The sequence below is a fragment of the Pseudomonas indica NBRC 103045 genome (genome assembly GCF_002091635.1).
Lineage (GTDB): Bacteria > Pseudomonadota > Gammaproteobacteria > Pseudomonadales > Pseudomonadaceae > Pseudomonas_M > Pseudomonas_M indica.
Window position 1 is genome coordinate 288,927 of record NZ_BDAC01000004.1, and the last position, 16,186, is coordinate 305,112.

17 protein-coding genes are annotated in these 16,186 nt (G+C 66.6%); 12 read left to right on the forward strand and 5 right to left on the reverse strand.

Features of this window, described 5'->3' with window-relative positions; genetic code table 11:
• The first annotated feature begins 122 nt into the window (after positions 1-122).
• The 6 genes from pqqA to PIN01S_RS07680 all read left to right on the forward strand — a co-directional run bounded on the left by pqqA (position 123) and on the right by PIN01S_RS07680 (position 4,151).
• The gene (gene pqqA / locus PIN01S_RS27410; RefSeq protein WP_076714217.1) at positions 123-197 is read left to right on the forward strand and encodes a pyrroloquinoline quinone precursor peptide PqqA; all 75 of its coding nucleotides are present in this window, start codon (positions 123-125) and stop codon (positions 195-197) included.
• A 53-nt stretch (positions 198-250) separates the two neighbouring features.
• Positions 251-544, forward strand: coding sequence for a pyrroloquinoline quinone biosynthesis peptide chaperone PqqD (pqqD, locus tag PIN01S_RS07660; protein ID WP_084334960.1), 294 nt, complete (start codon positions 251-253; stop codon positions 542-544).
• A complete protein-coding gene (gene pqqE, locus PIN01S_RS07665) occupies positions 513-1,646 on the forward strand; it encodes a pyrroloquinoline quinone biosynthesis protein PqqE (RefSeq protein WP_084334962.1) in 1,134 nt (377 codons plus the stop codon). The genes pqqD and pqqE overlap by 32 nt, the downstream gene beginning before the upstream one ends.
• Positions 1,647-1,749: 103 nt before the next feature.
• The gene (locus tag PIN01S_RS07670) at positions 1,750-2,241 is read left to right on the forward strand and encodes a urate hydroxylase PuuD (RefSeq protein ID WP_084334963.1); all 492 of its coding nucleotides are present in this window, start codon (positions 1,750-1,752) and stop codon (positions 2,239-2,241) included.
• Positions 2,222-3,301: a 3-phosphoserine/phosphohydroxythreonine transaminase gene (gene serC / locus PIN01S_RS07675; RefSeq protein ID WP_084334965.1), complete on the forward strand. Its 1,080-nt coding sequence runs from the start codon at positions 2,222-2,224 to the stop codon at positions 3,299-3,301. The genes PIN01S_RS07670 and serC overlap by 20 nt, the downstream gene beginning before the upstream one ends.
• Positions 3,294-4,151 carry a beta/alpha barrel domain-containing protein gene (locus PIN01S_RS07680; RefSeq protein ID WP_084334967.1) on the forward strand — a complete coding sequence of 286 codons (858 nt, stop codon included), beginning with the start codon at positions 3,294-3,296 and terminating at the stop codon, positions 4,149-4,151. Before serC ends, PIN01S_RS07680 begins: the two co-directional genes overlap by 8 nt.
• 88 nt (positions 4,152-4,239) lie before the next feature.
• Here the strand turns inward: PIN01S_RS07680 and PIN01S_RS07685 are convergent, their stop codons facing one another.
• Positions 4,240-5,136: a LysR family transcriptional regulator gene (locus tag PIN01S_RS07685; protein ID WP_084334968.1), complete on the reverse strand. Its 897-nt coding sequence runs from the start codon at positions 5,134-5,136 to the stop codon at positions 4,240-4,242.
• A 170-nt stretch (positions 5,137-5,306) separates the two neighbouring features.
• On the opposite strand from PIN01S_RS07685, the gene PIN01S_RS07690 reads away from it, so the two are divergent.
• From PIN01S_RS07690 to PIN01S_RS07705, 4 genes are all read left to right on the forward strand, one after another.
• The gene (locus PIN01S_RS07690) at positions 5,307-6,569 is read left to right on the forward strand and encodes a D-amino acid dehydrogenase (RefSeq protein ID WP_084334969.1); all 1,263 of its coding nucleotides are present in this window, start codon (positions 5,307-5,309) and stop codon (positions 6,567-6,569) included.
• A gap of 17 nt (positions 6,570-6,586) precedes the next feature.
• On the forward strand, positions 6,587-6,943 hold the full coding sequence (locus PIN01S_RS07695; RefSeq protein WP_084334971.1) for a RidA family protein: 357 nt from the start codon (positions 6,587-6,589) through the stop codon (positions 6,941-6,943).
• Positions 6,944-6,955: 12 nt separating this feature from the next.
• The gene (locus tag PIN01S_RS07700; protein WP_084334973.1) at positions 6,956-7,672 is read left to right on the forward strand and encodes a gamma-glutamyl-gamma-aminobutyrate hydrolase family protein; all 717 of its coding nucleotides are present in this window, start codon (positions 6,956-6,958) and stop codon (positions 7,670-7,672) included.
• Positions 7,673-7,807: 135 nt separating this feature from the next.
• A complete protein-coding gene (locus tag PIN01S_RS07705; protein WP_084334975.1) occupies positions 7,808-9,259 on the forward strand; it encodes an alanine/glycine:cation symporter family protein in 1,452 nt (483 codons plus the stop codon).
• A gap of 280 nt (positions 9,260-9,539) precedes the next feature.
• On the opposite strand, the gene PIN01S_RS07710 is transcribed toward PIN01S_RS07705, so the two are convergent.
• Positions 9,540-11,315 carry a PQQ-dependent methanol/ethanol family dehydrogenase gene (locus PIN01S_RS07710; protein ID WP_084334977.1) on the reverse strand — a complete coding sequence of 592 codons (1,776 nt, stop codon included), beginning with the start codon at positions 11,313-11,315 and terminating at the stop codon, positions 9,540-9,542.
• 280 nt (positions 11,316-11,595) lie between these two features.
• On the opposite strand from PIN01S_RS07710, the gene PIN01S_RS07715 reads away from it, so the two are divergent.
• Complete coding sequence (locus PIN01S_RS07715) at positions 11,596-12,828, forward strand: ABC transporter substrate-binding protein (protein WP_084334979.1); 1,233 nt, start codon at positions 11,596-11,598, stop codon at positions 12,826-12,828.
• Between the two features lie 242 nt (positions 12,829-13,070).
• Positions 13,071-13,418, forward strand: a complete 348-nt coding sequence (locus tag PIN01S_RS07720) for a YciI family protein (RefSeq protein ID WP_084334981.1) — start codon at positions 13,071-13,073, stop codon at positions 13,416-13,418.
• 9 nt (positions 13,419-13,427) lie between these two features.
• On the opposite strand, the gene PIN01S_RS07725 is transcribed toward PIN01S_RS07720, so the two are convergent.
• The 3 genes from PIN01S_RS07725 to PIN01S_RS07735 all read right to left on the reverse strand — a co-directional run bounded on the left by PIN01S_RS07725 (position 13,428) and on the right by PIN01S_RS07735 (position 16,182).
• A complete protein-coding gene (locus PIN01S_RS07725) occupies positions 13,428-14,357 on the reverse strand; it encodes a quinoprotein relay system zinc metallohydrolase 1 (protein WP_084334983.1) in 930 nt (309 codons plus the stop codon).
• Between the two features lie 132 nt (positions 14,358-14,489).
• On the reverse strand, positions 14,490-15,239 hold the full coding sequence (locus PIN01S_RS07730; protein WP_084334985.1) for a quinoprotein dehydrogenase-associated SoxYZ-like carrier: 750 nt from the start codon (positions 15,237-15,239) through the stop codon (positions 14,490-14,492).
• A 61-nt stretch (positions 15,240-15,300) separates the two neighbouring features.
• Positions 15,301-16,182, reverse strand: coding sequence for a substrate-binding periplasmic protein (locus tag PIN01S_RS07735; protein WP_084334986.1), 882 nt, complete (start codon positions 16,180-16,182; stop codon positions 15,301-15,303).
• Positions 16,183-16,186 lie beyond the last annotated feature (4 nt).

Consider the following 16,186-nt stretch of genomic DNA (forward strand, 5'->3'; position numbering starts at 1 on the left):
ATCCAGCCACTACCAAATACCCGGAAAGTTCCTTCCAAAGTCGTATCAGGCCACAGTGAAAGTTGCCCTAGTTTCGAGATGCGTCATCGAAACAATCCTTTTTCCGAAACAGGAGAGCAACCATGCAGTGGATCGATCCGGCCTTTTGCGACCTTCGCCTGGGCTTCGAAGTGACCGCTTACGTCTACGTGCGCTGACCCACCGTGGCATGGCGCCCCGCCTGGCGCCATGCCGTATCGAGGAGACGCTCATGAGCGCGCATGCCATCACGCCGCACGACCGTTTCGAAATCCGCCCACCCTTCCTGTTCCGCTGGGAAGACTCGCAACAGGCGCATGTTCTTCTTTATCCAGAAGGCATCGTCAAGTTGAACGAAACCGGTGGCGACATTCTTCAGCTATGCGACGGGAAGAATACGGTCGGGCAAATAATCAAACAACTTTCCCAACGCTACTGCGCCGCAGACGAAACAACGATAAGCAACGGCGTATTGAACTTCCTGGAGGTATCCCATGGCAAAGGCTGGATCCGAACCACGGCTTGATGGCGGCGGCAATCCGGTCTGGCTGTTGCTGGAGCTGACCTACCAGTGCCCGCTGCAATGCGCCTTCTGCAGCAACCCGCGGCAGTTCGCCGACTACCGCCAGAACGAGCTGAGCACCGCCGAATGGATCGACGCGATGAGCCAGGCCCGCGCGCTCGGCGCCATGCAGATCGGCTTTTCCGGCGGCGAGCCGACCCTGCGCAAGGACCTGGAAATCCTCGTCGCCGAAGCCGATCGCCTGGGCTACTACACCAACCTGATCACTTCCGGCATCGGCCTCACCGAGGCGCGCCTGCACGCCCTGAAGGACGCCGGCCTGCGCCACATCCAGCTCGGTTTCCAGTCCACCGACCGCGACGTGGCCCGGCAACTGGCCGGCGTCGACTGCTGGGAACGCAAGCTGGCCATCGCCCGCTCGATCAAGGCCCTGGATTTCCCGATGGTGCTCAACGTGCCCATCACCCGCCAGAACATCGGCCAGGTGCCGGACATCATCGATTTCGCCGCCGAACTGGGGGTGGAATACCTCGAGCTGGCCAACGTGCAGTACTACAACTGGGCGCTGCTCAATCGCGACCAACTGATGCCCACCCGAGAGGAACTGGAGCGCGCCGAAGCCGCCGTACGGGAGGCGCGTATCCGGCTGGGCGACCGCCTCACGCTGTTCTTCGTCATTCCGGACTACCATGAAGGCCGCCCGAAAGCCTGCATGAACGGCTGGGGCGCGATCCATCTGACCATCGCTCCCAACGGCGATGTGCTGCCCTGCTCCCAGGCCACGAACTTCAAACACCTGGAGTTCCCCAACCTGCGCCGGCAACGGCTCGAAGCCATCTGGCACGACTCGCCGGTGTTCAAGCTCTACCGGGGCGACGCCTGGATGCCCGAGCCCTGCCGCAGTTGCAGCGAGAAGGAAACCGACTTCGGCGGCTGCCGCTGCCAGGCGCTGCTGCTGACCGGTTCCGGCCACGAAGCCGACCCCGCCTGCAGCAAGTCGCCGCACCACGCCCTGGTCCGACAGGCCGTGCAGCAGGCCCAGCGGGCGCGGCTCGTCGATGCGCCGCTGATACCGCGCCACGCCAGCCAGGGGATCGGGCCATGAAACTGCCCCACGACAGCTTCGCCGGAACCCTGGGCGCCGGGCTGGTCCTGACCCTGGGCGTCTACCTGCTGCTGCGTTTCTGGCTGGTCGCCTAGGAGGATTCATGCTCGCTCTCGATCTCCTGGCCCATTATGCCCATCTGCTGTTCGCCCTGGTGTGGATCGGCCACAACTACGCCAGCTTCGTGCAGCAACCGGCCTACGTACCGTTCCGGGGCGATGCCGCCGCGCTGGAACGCGACCTGGAGCGGCGGATGAAGCGCGAGCACGGCATCTTCCGCTACGCCTCGCTGGTGGTCTGGGCATCCGGCATGGCGATGCTCTGGCAGCGCGGCTGGCTGCCGGACGCCCTGCTGTTGCGCGGCCCGCTGGCGGTGATCGGCCTCGGTGCCTGGATCGGTACGCTGATGCTGCTGAACCTCTGGCTGGTGCTCTGGCCGCACCAGAAGAAGCTGCTCGGCTTCGTGCCGGCGAGCTTCGAAGAACGGGTGCGCTGCTCGCGCATCACCTTCCTGTCCTCGCGCAGCAACACCATTCTCTCGATGCCCTTGCTGTTCCTGATGGCGGCCGGCGGACATGGCCTGCACCTGTTCTGAGGCGATCTACAACTTCGCCGCCGGCCCCTCGCCGCTGCCCGCCGAGGTGCGCGCGGCACTGCGCGAGGCGCTGGTCGAGCAGGGTCCGCTGGAGCAGCCGTTCGGCGCGGCGGCCGTCAGACGGATGCAGGAGGACGTCGAACAAGACCTGCGCGCCCTGCTGCAACTGCCCGCTCACTACCGCGTGCTGTTCCTCCAGGGCGGTGCATCCGCTCAGTTCGCCCTGCTGCCGCTGAACCTGCTGGCGCCGGGCCAATCCGCCGGCTACCTGGAAAGCGGCCACTGGGCGCGCAAGGCCATCGCCGAGGCACGCCGGCACGCTGCGCTGAAGGTGATCGCCAGCGGCGCCGACTCGGGCTTCCGCGCCCTCCCGCCCTTCGAGGCATGGCAGCTCGATGCGAACCTGGGCTATTGCCACGTCACCAGCAACGAGACCGGCGACGGCCTGCAACTGCATGACTTCCCCGAGCTGCCGGTACCACTGGTGGCCGACATGAGCTCGGATTTGCTCACCCGCCCGCTGCCGCTGGAACGCTTCGGCCTGATCTATGCCAGCGCCCAGAAAAACCTGGGCATCGCCGGGCTCTGCCTGGTGATCGTCCGCGACGACCTGCTCCGGCCGCCGCGCCCCGGCCTGCCCTCGGTGTTCAGCTACGCCCTGCAGGCCGCCGCCAACAGCCGCCTGAACACGCCGCCGCTGCATGCCCTGCACTGCGCCGGCGCGATGCTGCGCTGGATCGCCCGCCAGGGTGGCCTCACCGCCATGGCGGCCCTCGGCCTGGAAAAGAGCCGGAGGCTCTATCGCTGCATCGACGGCAGCGACCTCTACCACTGCCCCCAGCACACCACCGACCGCTCGCGGGTGAATGTCTGCTTCCAGCTCCGTGAGGAACGGCTGCTGCCTCTGTTCCTGCGCAGCGCCGAACGCCACGGCCTGCTCAACCTGCACGGCCATCCGGCGCTGGGCGGCGTTCGCGCCAGCCTCTACAACGCCATGCCGCTGGCTGGCGTGGACAAGTTGGTCGATTTCATGACGGCCTTCGAGCGCCAGCATGGCTGAGGTCCAGCAGTCGGACGTCTCGCTGCGCCACCTCCGCGAGCGCCTGCGCCTGAGTCTGGCCTGCGCCGCCGCCCGCCTTGCCATCGAGGACGCCCCCTCCCGGCCGGTCGAGGCCATGGGCCTGCGCTTCGACACGCCCCTGGGCATCGCCGCTGGCTTCGACCGTCATGGCCGCCTGGGACGACGGGCCGGATCGCTGGGCTTCGGTTTCATCGAAGTGGGCAGCCTTCATCCGGCCGAATTGTCCGGCCTGCTCCGTAGCACGGGGACAGCGCAGTTGGGCATCAACCTCGGCCTGACGCCGGGTATTCCCGAGGCCGTCTTCCACGAAGCGCTAGCGCAGCTCTGGCCGCAGGCGGACTACCTCATGCTCAACCTGATCCACCCAGCCTGCGCGCCTCTGCTGGAGCCCGGCGCCCGCTCACACCTGACCCGCCTGCTGGCCAGCCTGCGCGAACGGCAGCACCGGCTCGACCGACTCGGCGGCCGCCAGGTCCCGCTGGCCGCCAAGCTGCGCTGCCTGCCGGGCGACCTGCCCCTCGACCTCGCCGCCCTGCTGCGCGACCTGGGCTTCGACGCCCTCCTCGCCGCCCACGACCCCGGCCCACCCGCCACACCCCAGCGCTACCGCCACTGGCAAGACCCTGCCGTCCAAGCCCAGGCCTGCACCCAGATCGAACGCCTGCGCAGCCTCTGCGGCCCGCGCATGGCCCTGCTGTCGGTAGGCGGCATCCAGACCGCCGCGCACCTGAACGACCGCCTCGACGCCGGCGCGGAGCTGGTGCAGGTGTATGGCGCGCTGAAGGAACAGGGGCCGGGGGTGGCGGGGCGGATGTTGAGCCGCGGCTGACGGACGAACGGGCCTACGCCAGCCACCCCAGCGTGCCTCGACCCTGATGCTTAGCCAGTTGCCCGCCTGGCCGGGCGCGACACGCGGCTCAGCGCTCCAGCAATTGCCTGGCCTGCTCCGCCATCTGCCGGATCAGGGCGCTGGCGGCGGGATGCCGTCCGGCGCTGGAGCGGCTCACCGCATACAGCGTTACCGTGATGCCGGGCTGCAACTCGCGGGCCTGCAGCGCCGAGGCATGGACCAGTGCCGTGAAGGGATCCACTACCGCCATGCCAAGCCCGGCCTCCACCAGCGAGCGCGCCACCTGGTAGGTCTGCACATGGGTGTTGATCAGCGGTCCGTCTTTCAACTCGTCCAGCCGACTACTCAGCAAGCTGCCCAGACCATCGCGGGTATCCAGCGCAATCAGCGGCTGACCCGCCAGCTCGTCCAAGGCCATGGGTTTGCCAGCCAGCTCCTCGCTCCACTGGCCACGCCCCGCGATCACTCGCATGCCGCCCTGGGCCAGGCTCTCGCTGCGCAAGGCCGGATGTTTGGGTTCCTGCAGGCTGAAGCCGATATCCGCCTCGTGCAACAACAGGCTCTCGACCAGCTCCCGGGTGTGCTGGGTCGCCAGCGTGCAGGGCGTCTTCGGGTAGCGCCGTCGCCATTGCGCAATGCTGGCCGGCAGCAGGGTCTGCGCCAGGGTTGGCGTGGTGACGATGCGCAACGGGTGGTCGCTATGGCCGCGCAGGTTGCCGGCCAGCCGGCGCACCTCGCGCAGATCGTCGAAAACCTTGCCGGTGGCGGCCTCCAGCAGGCGCGCCTCCGCGGTGGGATGCAGTTGTCCCCGAATCCGGGTGAACAGGCTGAACCCCAGCTGGGCCTCGGCATGATGCAGCGCCTTGGTCGCCGCCGGCTGAGTGATGTTCAGCAGCCTGGCGGCGCCGGTGACCGAGCCGGTCTGCAGGATTGCCTGGAAGATCTCGATATGACGCAGCCTCATGAGCTTTTCCCAACTCGGACAGGATGAATGCGGAGACGGCACCGCGCCCTTCCGGGCCACAACCCGGCGTCGCCCCATAGCCTGAGGTTATGGCTGCACGGCATCTGTTCATTCGTACTGCGCAGCCGACGACGGCAAGCTTGCCCCATCGAGCAGTCATGGAGGCAGCAATGAGCAAGCACGTCGCAATAGTCGGGGGCGGGGTCGTCGGTCTGGCCACCGCCTATGCGCTGGTCCGCGAGGGTCATGAGGTCAGCCTGTGCGACAGCCATGCGCAGGTGGCCCAGGAAACCAGCTTCGCCAACGGCGGGCAGCTCAGCTATCGCTATGTGTCCCCACTCGCCGATGCCGGCGTGCCGTTCAAGGCCCTAGCCTGGATGCTGCAGGGTGACGCCGCCCCGCTGAAATTCCACCTGCGCCTGGAGCCGCGGCAATGGCGCTGGTGCCTGAGCTTCCTCGCCGCCTGCCGCAGCTCGGTCAACCGGCGCAATACCGGGCATCTGCTGCGCCTGGCCCTGCACAGCCAGCAGGTCCTCGCGCAATGGCGTGCGCAGGACGGCCTGGGCGACTTCGCCTGGCGCAGCAACGGCAAGCTGGTGGTCTACCGCAATGCCGCCAGCCTGCGCCAGGCCGCCGGCAAGCTGAGCGAGGCGGCCGGGCAGCGGCTGCTCGATGCGGCCCAATGCCTGGCACTGGAGCCGGCCCTGGAAGGCATGGGCGGGCAACTGGCCGGCGGCATCTACAGCGCCGACGACGAAGTCGCCGATTGCCTGCGCTTCTGCCAGGTACTGGAACAGCGTCTGCAAGCCAGCGGCCGCTATCGCCGCCTGGGCGGCCGCCCGGCGACCGGTTTCGAGCAGGCGAGCGGCAGGATTCGCGCCTTGCGCCTGGGCGACGAGAGCATCGCCGCCGACGCCTTCGTCCTCGCCGCCGGCAATCGCAGTGCCGGCCTGGCCCGCAGCCTGGGCCTGCATCTGCCGATCTACCCGCTCAAGGGCTACAGCCTGACCCTGCCGCTGGCGCAGGACGCCATCGCCCCGGAGGTCAGCGTGACCGACTTCGACCACAAGGTGGTCTACGCCCGCCTCGACCGCCAGTTCCGGGTCGCCGCGATGGTCGATATCGGCGCCCGCGACGCCCACCCCAGCGCACGCCGCCTGAGCGCGCTGCGCCGCCTGGGCGAACGCACCTTTCCCCATGCCGGCGACTACCGGCAGGCCGAGGCCTGGGCCGGGCTGCGCCCTTGCACCCCGCAGGGCACGCCGCTGCTCGGCGCCACCGCGCTGAGCAACCTCTGGCTGAACAGCGGCCACGGCAGCCTGGGCTTCACCCTCGCCTGTGCCAGCGGCCAGATTCTCTCGGAGCTGATTTCCGGGCGTGCCAGCCCGATCTCGCTGGAAGGCTTGAGCCTTCCGCAATGCCACTCTCGCTAATCGACAGGAGCCTTTACATGCACATCGAGCGTATCGCCAACACCCCGCGCCTCAGCGGCGCCGTGCTTCACGGCGATCTCATCTACCTCTCCGGCCAGGTTCCGGACGACCGCCAGTGCGACTGCGCCAGCCAGACCGAACAGGTGCTGGCCAAGATCGACAGCCTGCTGCAGCAGGCCGGCAGCCACCGCGCCAACCTGTTGAGTGTCCAGATCTGGCTGAAAGACATCGAAAGGGACTTCACCGCCATGAACGCGGTCTGGGAGCGCTGGCTACCGGCTGGTTGCGCACCGGCCCGTGCCACCACCCAGGCCGACCTCGCCTCCGCCGACGTCCTGGTGGAGATGATGGTGATCGCCGTCCGCCCGCACTAGAAAGGAGCCGCCATGCGCAAACCCCTGATTGGAATCACCCTGGATGTCGAACCGCAAGGCGGAGGCTACTCCAGCGACCCCTGGTATGCCCTGCGGGTCAACTATGCCGAAGCGGTGAGCGCCGCCGGCGGCCTGCCGATCGCCCTGCCCCATGATTGCCAGGCCGTGACGGATTACCTGGAGCGAATCGACGCCCTGCTGGTCAGCGGCGGCATGTTCGACATCCCGCCGGAACTCTACAACCAGAGCACGCAGCACCAGAGCGTGAGCACCAAGGCGACGCGCACCCGCTTCGAGATGACCCTGCTGCGCGGCGCGCTGGAGCGGGACATGCCGGTGCTGGGCATCTGCGGCGGCATGCAACTGCTGGTGGTCGCCTCGGGCGGCAGCCTCTACCAGGATCTCGCCAGCGACATGCCCGGCGCCCTCGAGCACATGCAGACCACGGCCCACGACCACCCCTGGCACAGCGTGGCGATCACCCCGGACAGCCAGTTGCAGCGTGTGCTCGACTGCAGCCAGCTGCACGTCAACTCGGTGCACCACCAGGGCGCCTGCCAACTGCCGGACAACCTGTTGCCGGCCGCCCGGGCCGAGGATGGCCTGATCGAAGCGGTGGAGCGCCGCGATCGACGCTTCGCCCTGGGCCTGCAGTGGCACCCGGAATACCGCATCAACCCGGAGGAAAGCCGCCTGTTCCAGGCCTTCGTGGATGCCGCCCGTTCATAACGAGAATCGACAGGTCGTCGAGAACCCGCCAGCGCAACGCCTCCGGCCGCGCCCTGCGGTTCTCCGCACCTGGCACGTCACAAGCTGAATCGTTCTGCCTCGACAATCCCAATTCCAATCGCAGAGAGCTTCGCCATGCTTAACCTCCTCAACGACTTGCTCTGGGGCAAGGTCCTGATCGTCACCCTCGTGGTCATCGGCTTGCTGTTCACCTGCAGTTCCCGTTTCGTACAACTGCGCCACTTCGCCGCCATGTTCGGCATCCTGCGCAGCGCCTTTCAACACCAGAAAGGGCAGATCAGCTCGTTTCAGGCCCTGACCCTGAGCGTCGCCGGGCGCGTTGGCGCCGGCAATATCGCCGGTGTCGCCGTCGCCATCACCCTGGGCGGCCCGGGGGCCGTGTTCTGGATGTGGATGATCGGCCTGCTCGGCATGGCCACCAGCTTCTTCGAATGCACCCTGGCCCAGGCCTTCAAGGTGCGTGGCAGCGACGGCCTGTATCGCGGCGGGCCGGCCTTCTACATCAAGGCCGGACTGAAATCGCCCAGGCTGGCGGTGGTTTTCTCGGTCCTGCTGCTGGTGACGTTCGGCTTCGGCTTCAGCGCCCTGCAGTCCTACACCATCGCCACCTCGCTCAACGACACCCTCGGCTTGCCGGCCTACGCCTGCGCCGCGCTGATCGTCGGCCTGCTCGCCGCGATCATCTTCGGCGGCCTGCAACGCATCGCCAGATTCGCCGAATTGCTGGTACCGGTGATGGCCCTGGGTTACCTGGCGATGACCCTGTACGTGCTGGGCAGCCATGCGGAGCGCATTCCCGAAGCCCTGCTGATGATCTTCAACAGCGCGTTCGGCCTGGACCAGGCGCTCGGTGGCGGTGTCGGCGCGGCCATACTGCACGGCATCAAGCGCGGCCTGTTCTCCAACGAAGCCGGCCTCGGCAGTGCCCCCAACGTGGCGGCGGTGGCCGAGGTCCCGCACCCGGTCAACCAGGGCATCGTGCAGGCGTTCAGCGTGTTCATCGACACCCTGGTGCTGTGCAGCTGCACGGCGATGATCGTCCTGCTATCGGACGCCTACCAGCTGGGCGGCAACCTCGGCGGCATCGCCCTGACCCAGGCCGCCATGGCCGAGCACGTGGGAGAGTGGGGACGCGTCTTCGTCAGCCTGGCGCTGTTCTTCTTCTGCTTCACCTCGATCATCTACAACTACTACCTGGGTGAGAACAGCCTGAGCTTCATGGGCCTGGACAATCCGCTGGCGGTGTCCGGCTTGCGCCTGCTGACCCTGGTGCTGATCCTCTGGGGCGCGCTGCAGGACCTCAACACGGTGTTCGCCTTCGCCGACCTGACCATGGCCCTGCTCGCCCTGGTCAACCTGGCCGCCCTCGTCCTACTGCTCAGGATTGGCCTGCGCCTGATGCGCGACTATGAGCGCCAGCGTGCCGCCGGCGTGGCCCGCCCCGGTTTCGATCCGCGCCTGTTCCCCGACCTGGACATCGACCCGCAGGCCTGGCCGACTCCGCCCGGGCATACCGCTCCAGCCGACGTGGTGGATACGGGCAGAGCGCAGTCCCAGCCTTCCTGATCTCTCGCCGACTGAAGCCCGCCTGACGGCGGGCTGCTGCGACGTTCCCTTCAGAGCCTTCAAGCTGGTGGCCAGTTCGCCGCTATCGAAATGCCCCTGCCACATGCGAATCAAAAAGCACCGTAGTGCCCGGTATGCTTGGTCGCCGAGAACTCGGCCTGCAGCTCTATATTAAAGTTGGGGAAGTGGAGCGGCGGCTATTGAACGAGCCAGTCACTCTGGGATTGCGATGGCAAAAAAAGGCCGGCTATCCAGCCGGCCTTCTTCCACCGCGTTCAACTCACCGCTTGGCGACCATGTCTTTCGGCAGCTTGAAGGTCCAGACCATGCCGCCCTGGTTGAAGTCCTTGATGCGCTTGGCCACTTCGCCGCCCCACAGGGGAACCGCGCCGCCCCAGCCGGAGAGGACGGAGACGTACTGCTCGCCGTCCATTTCCCAGGTGATGGGCGAGCCGATCACGCCGGAGCCGGTGTTGAACTCGTAGAGTTTCTTGCCGGTCTTGGCGTCGAAGGCCATCAGGAAGCCTTCCGGGTTGCCGGTGAAGACCAGGTTGCCCTTGGTGGCCAGCACGCCGCCCCACAGCGGCGCGTAGTTCTTGTAGCGCCAGACTTCCTTGCCGGTCTTCGGATCGATGGCGCGCAGGACGCCGATGTAGTCCTCGTTCAGCGGGTGGATGGTGAAGCCGGCGCCGAGGTAGGCCGCGCCTTTCTTGTAGGCGACGCCTTCGTTCCAGATGTCCATGCCCCACTCGTTGGAGGGCACGTAGAACAGGCCGGTGTCCTGGCTGTAGGCCATGGGCATCCAGTTCTTGCCGCCGAGGAAGGACGGGGCGACGAACACGGACTTGGCCTGGGCGGTGTCGCCCGGGGCGTGCGGACGGTTTTCCTCGTTGTAGATCGGCCGGCCGTTCTTATCCAGGCCCTTGGCCCAGGTGATCTTGTCGACGAACGGGAAGCCACGGATGAACTTGCCGTTGGTGCGGTCGAGTACGTAGAAGAAGCCGTTGCGGTCGGCGGTGGCGGCAGCCTTGACGGTCTTGCCGCCTTCTTCGTAGTTGAAGGAGATCAACTCGTTCACGCCGTCGAAGTCCCAGCCGTCGTGCGGGGTGGACTGGAAGTGCCACTTGATCGAGCCGTCGTCCGGGTTCAGCGCCAGGCGCGAGGAGGAGAACAGGTTGTCGCCGGGGCGCAGGTGCGAGTTCCACGGCGCCGGGTTGCCGGTGCCGAACAGCAGGGAATCGGTTTCCGGGTCGTAGTAGCCGCCCAGCCAGGGCGCGGCGCCGCCGGTCTTCCACAGGTCGCCCGGCCAGCTCTTGCCGGCTTCGCCGCCGGAGATGCCGTTCTCGACCGCCTTGCCGTTCTTGTAGACGTAGCCCATGTGGCCTTCCACGGTCGGGCGGGTCCAGAGCAGTTCGCCATTCTTCGGATCGTAGGCTTCGATCTTGCCGACCACGCCGAATTCGCCACCGGACACGCCGGTGATCAGCTTGCCCTTCACCACCAGCGGGGCGGCGGTGATGGAGTAGCCGGCCTTGTAGTCGGCGACGGTTTTCTTCCAGACCACCTTGCCGGTGTCCTTGTTCAGGGCGACCAGCTTGGCGTCCAGGGTGCCGAAGATCACCAGGTCGCCGTAGAGGGCGACACCACGGTTGATCACGTCGCAGCAGGGCATGATGCCGTCGGGCAGGCGGGCGTCGTACTGCCAGAGTTCCTTGCCGGTGCGGGCGTCCACGGCGAACACGCGGGAGTAGGAGGCAGTGAGGTACATCACACCGTCCTTCACCATCGGCTGGGCCTGCTGGCCGCGTTGTTTCTCACCGCCGAAGGAGAAGCCCCAGACCGGCCGCAGTTGGGTCACGTTGTTGGCGTTCAGGGTGTCCAGGGTGCTGTAGCGCTGCCCTTGCAGGCCCAGGCCGTTGGTCACGACCTGACCGGGGGTTTTGGCGTCGTTGAGGATTTCCTCGTCGGTGACGGCCATGGCCGACAGGCTGGACATCGCCATGGCGGCGCACAGTGCCGTCAGGGCGAAGGGCTTGCGAAGACCGGTGTGCTTCATTGCGGCTACCTCTGCGGGTTCATTGTTATTGGCCGGGAAGTTTTCCCGGTCTGTCGGAAATTCTTGGTTCGGCCCGCCCGGCCAACAATTGAACGCAGTACGGATTTTTCTCATCACTTGGTAGCAATACCTCGCTGCAAGGCCCGCCCCTCGGGCATTTGCGCAGGTTGCCGAAAGCACGACGGCGACTTAAGTCGCAGGTCTTTGCGCGCAAAAGAGCATATCCAGGCCCGGCGCCGCGGCTTAAAAGAACCGCATCGACTGGCGAAGGAGAACTGCCATGCCCCGACTCATTTTCCTGATGGCTCTGTTGGCCGGCCTGGCCGCGCAGGCGGCGGAACCGATCCGGATCGGCCTCAACTTTCCCCGCACCGGCCCGTACAAGGCCGAGGGTGTGGAACTCAAGCGCGGCGCCCTGCTGGCCATCGAGGCCATCAACCGCGAGGGCAGCGTGCTCGGCCGGCCGCTGGAGCTGCTCAGTCTGAATTCCGCCTCCCGCGAGGACACCGCCGAGCGCAACGTGGATAAGTTCGCCCAGTTGGGTGCACGGATGGTCTTCGGCGGCGCCACCAGCGAGGAGGCGATCGCCGCCGGCAAGCGCGCCCACGCCCTGGGCATGCTCTATTTCGCCACCCTCAGCTACGCCAACGAGGTCACCGGGCGCGAAGGCCACCGCTACCTGTTCCGCGAATCGAACAGCGCCTGGATGAGCGCCCAGGTGCTCGGCGAGTACCTGTCCTGGCATCTGCCGAGGCGGCGCTACCACTACATCGTGCGGGACGACGCCTGGGGCCGCAGCATGGAGAGCGCCCTGCGCGCCGCCACCGGCAGCCAGGACCGCGCCCGCCATGGCTATACGCGCATCCCCTCGCACAACGCGCGCCGTGAGGATTACGTGAAGGCGATACAGCGCGCCGCCGAGAGCGAGGCCGATGTGCTGGTGGTCATGCTGTTGGGCGAGGATCTGCTGCACAGCATTCGCCTGGCGCGCAACCTCGGCCTAGGCTCGCGCATGCAGATCATCGTGCCGAACCTGAGCAAGAGCATCGTCCAGCAGGCCGGACCGCGGGTGATGGAGGGCGTGATCGGCACCGAGGCCTGGACCTGGCGCGTGCCGGAACTGGAGAAGAGCAGCGAGGGGCAGCGCTTCGTCGAGGCCTTCGTCAAGGCCCACCAGGAATACCCCGGCAGCGCCGCCGCCTCGGCCTACGGGATCGTCCGCCAGTGGGCCGACGCGGTGCGCCGCAGCGGCAGCCTGGACAGCGAGGCGCTGATCGCGGCGCTGGAGAACCATCGCTATCAGTTGCTCAAGGACGGCCAGGAGTGGCGGGCCTTCGACCATCAGAATGTGCAGAGCATCTATGCGGTGAAAGTGAAGGCCCGCGACGAGGTGATGCGCGATCCGTACAAGCAGGACTATTTCAGCATCATCCACCGCATGACCGGCGAACAGGCCGCGCCCACCCTGGAAGACTGGCAACAGGAGCGCGGCGATATGCTCAGCCTGCAGTGAGTCGCCTATAGGGCACCTCTAAAAACTACCTGCGTTGTCATCACTGCGTTAAAAACAAGCTCGGATGCGAGCCCAGTCAAAATGCTCATTTACAGCTCGTAAACTGCGCTTTTTCGCTTGTTTTTGTGGGGCCGCCGAGGCCTTGTGCTGACTGCCTCGTCTACGTTTTTAGAGGTGCCCTATAGTGGGGGGGCGCGGCCCGAGGACGGTGCCGCCCCGATCCCGCACTCAAGGAGACTGCCGTGAAATACCTCTGCCTCGTGTACAGCGACGAAAAACTGCTGCACTCCCTGCCGGAAAGCCCCCGCGACGAAGAATGCCTGGCCTATGCCCAATCGGTGCAGAGCAGCGGCCGGATGATTGCCGCCGAAGCCTTGCAGCCGGTCGATACCGCTACCACGGTGCGGGTACGCAACGGCAAGACGAGTTACTTCGACGGCCCGTTCGCCGAAACCAAGGAGCAGCTCGCCGGCTTCTACCTGGTGGAAGCGGACGACCGCGAACAGGCCCTGGAGATTGCCGCGAAGATCCCGGCGGCGCGGGTTGGCTGTGTGGAAGTGCGGCCGGTGCGGGAGCTGGAAGTCGACTGAGCCCGCTGCTCAGCGATCCACTCGCCGCAGCCGCTCGGCGGCATAGCGCGGGTACAGGTGGCTGACGCTGCGGATCAGTTCATAGCGGGTCAGGCTGACCCCGGCGAAGCGCTCGGGGATCGGCACCTGCATCAGTTCGTTCATGTCCGCGCCCTTCTGTGCGCCCTGGCGCATCACACTGTCGAGCCAGCCCAGGTAGTCGCGCATCTGGGCGAAGGGCGCGTCGTTGCGCGCCACCGGCCCGTGACCGGGGACGATCAGGGTCCAGGGCAATTGCTCGAGGGTTTTCAAATCGTCGAGCCAGACATCCAGGCCGGGGCTGTTCGGCGTGGTCAAGGCGCGCTGGTAGAACACCAGGTCGCCGGCGAACAGCACGCCGGTGGTCTCGTCGAGGATCGCCAGATCGGCGCCGGTGTGGCCGCCCAGACCGAGCAGGCGCAGCCGATGCCCACCGACCTCCAGAACGCCGGGCTCGACCGTTTCGCCGGGCAGCACCACCTCGGTGCCACGCATCCAGTCACCGACCAGACGGTACATGTTGTCGGCCATGGCGTTGCCCTGCTGGCGCAACAGCTCGGTGGTGCCGGCCAGGGCCTGGATCGGCACGTCGGTGAACGCCTGGTTGCCCAGCACGTGGTCCGGATGGTGATGGGTCAACAGCACGCGCTCGACCGGCTTGTCGGTGACCCTGGCGATAGCCTGGCGCAGGGCCTCGCCGTAGCGCCGCGAGGGGCCGGTGTCGATCACCACCACGCCGGCCCCGGTGACGATGAAGCCGATGTTGACGATATTGCCGCCGTTGGCCTGGGCGAAGTTGTCCGTGCTGCCTTCCAACAGCCAAGTGTCCTCGGCGATCTGCCGGGGTTCCAAGCGGTAGTCGAGTTCCGCCCATGCCGGCAGGGCGAAACAGAGCAGCAAGGTGAGGATCAGCGGGCGCATGGTGCTATCCCTGCAATGACATGACGAAGGGCAGGCTGACCGCCGCCACGAGACCCAGCACGGGGACCAAGAGCGGGATGAAGCGGGACAGGTTCATGGCGTCTCCTTCTGATCTGGAGCTTCTTGGGCTTTCTAGAAATCGGCTTCGAACTCGTTGCCGCTGTTGTCGCGCAACCACAGCCGCGTCGGCTCGTCGCCGCGCACTTCGAAGGTCAGCGAGGGGTTCTCGGATACCGCCGGGAACAGCTCGAGCCGACCCAGCACGCTGCCATCGGCCGCACGCAGCTCGGCTTGGTCGAGGTAAAACTCGGGGATTCCGCCGACCAGGCCGTTGTCCATCGGATGGGAGACTTCCAGGCGCAGCCGGTCGAATTCGCCGCGCGGGAAGCGCCCGCCCAGCACCTGGCCGAGGTGATCCTCCCAACCTTCCTGGGCGCGCACCACACTGGGCGCGGTACAACCGCCGCCGGCGGCATCGACCCGCGCCGAAGCGACATGCCAGACGCCGTCGCGAGTCAGCACCGCGGCACGGATCGGCGTGGCCTGCTCGACACGGATGCGTATCGCCAGCAGCGGGCGCAGGCGTGGCCCGGGATGGAAGGTGAAAATGTGCGGGATAGGGTTCAGCTCGGCCCAGGCGATGATCTTCACCACCTCGCCGTCGAGGGCACTGGCGTCGATGTGGATCGGCACCTGCCGTGCATCTTCGGCGAAGGGAGGCACTTCCAGGCGCACCCGCTGATCGAAGACCACAGGCGCCCCTTCCAGCAGACGGCGGTGGTAGAAGTCCCACATGGCCGACTGCAACGGGTCCTTGCCCTCGGCGGGCAGGTGTCCCGACAGGCCGAGCAGGGCCAGCAGCAACAGGCTACGCATATCCATCGCCGACTCCCCTCAGAGTGGGTGACGCGCCCTCGACTCGGGATGGAACATTCCACCCGTCTCACTGAACGTCTTGATACAGACCCGGCAGCTCGTAACGCAGCCCTTCGGCCTCGTAGAGTGTCTTGACCTTGCCGTCGAGGATCAGCCCTTCGAGCACCTCCTCCACCGCGTAGGCCAACTGGCGGTTGCTTTCGTGCACCGCCATGCCGATGTCCCATACCTGCCGGCCCATGTCCGGGTAGGCGTTTTCCGCCGCCTTCAGCTTCGCGTCGCCGGAATGGCTGAGCAGCCAATCCAACTCGCCGCGCAGGCCCATGACCGCATCTACCTTGGCCGCGCGCATCGCGGCGAAGGCTTCGGAAGGCGTGCGAAAATGCTGGGTATGGCTGCTGAGCCGGCCGCCCATCACGGACGACAGGTAGAACGAGGGCACGCTTTCCAGCTCCACGCCGATGGGGTGGTACTGGAACACCGCGATGCTCGGCACGTCCTTCAGCCGACGGGTGTCGTAGACCACCTGCCAGCATTCGCGCTGGTAGGGGCCGAACATGGCCACCCGCTCGTTGATCAGTTCGCCCAGTTCATTGCGCTTGAAGGTGAAGTCGCGGTCGTAGGGCACGCGCATCATCAGGTCCGCGTGCTCGTTAGGGCGCAGGTAATGGCCTTTCCAGATGTAGTTGCGCAGGTCGTCGTCGAGCTTTTCGCCGGGCTCCATCCAGAGCAGCTCCAGCTTCAGCCCAAGGCCCTCGGCAAGCGCCCCGGCCACGGCGACGTCGACGCCGCGCGGCTGGCCGTCCTGCTTGTAGCTGTACGGGGGGAAGTCCTGGTACACCGCGACCTTGAGCACCCCGGAGGCGACGATGTCGTCATACGGGCGGATCTGTGCCAGGGCCTGCTGCCCGGCGAGCAGCAGGCTGAACAGCAGGACGAACAGGCGCATGGGC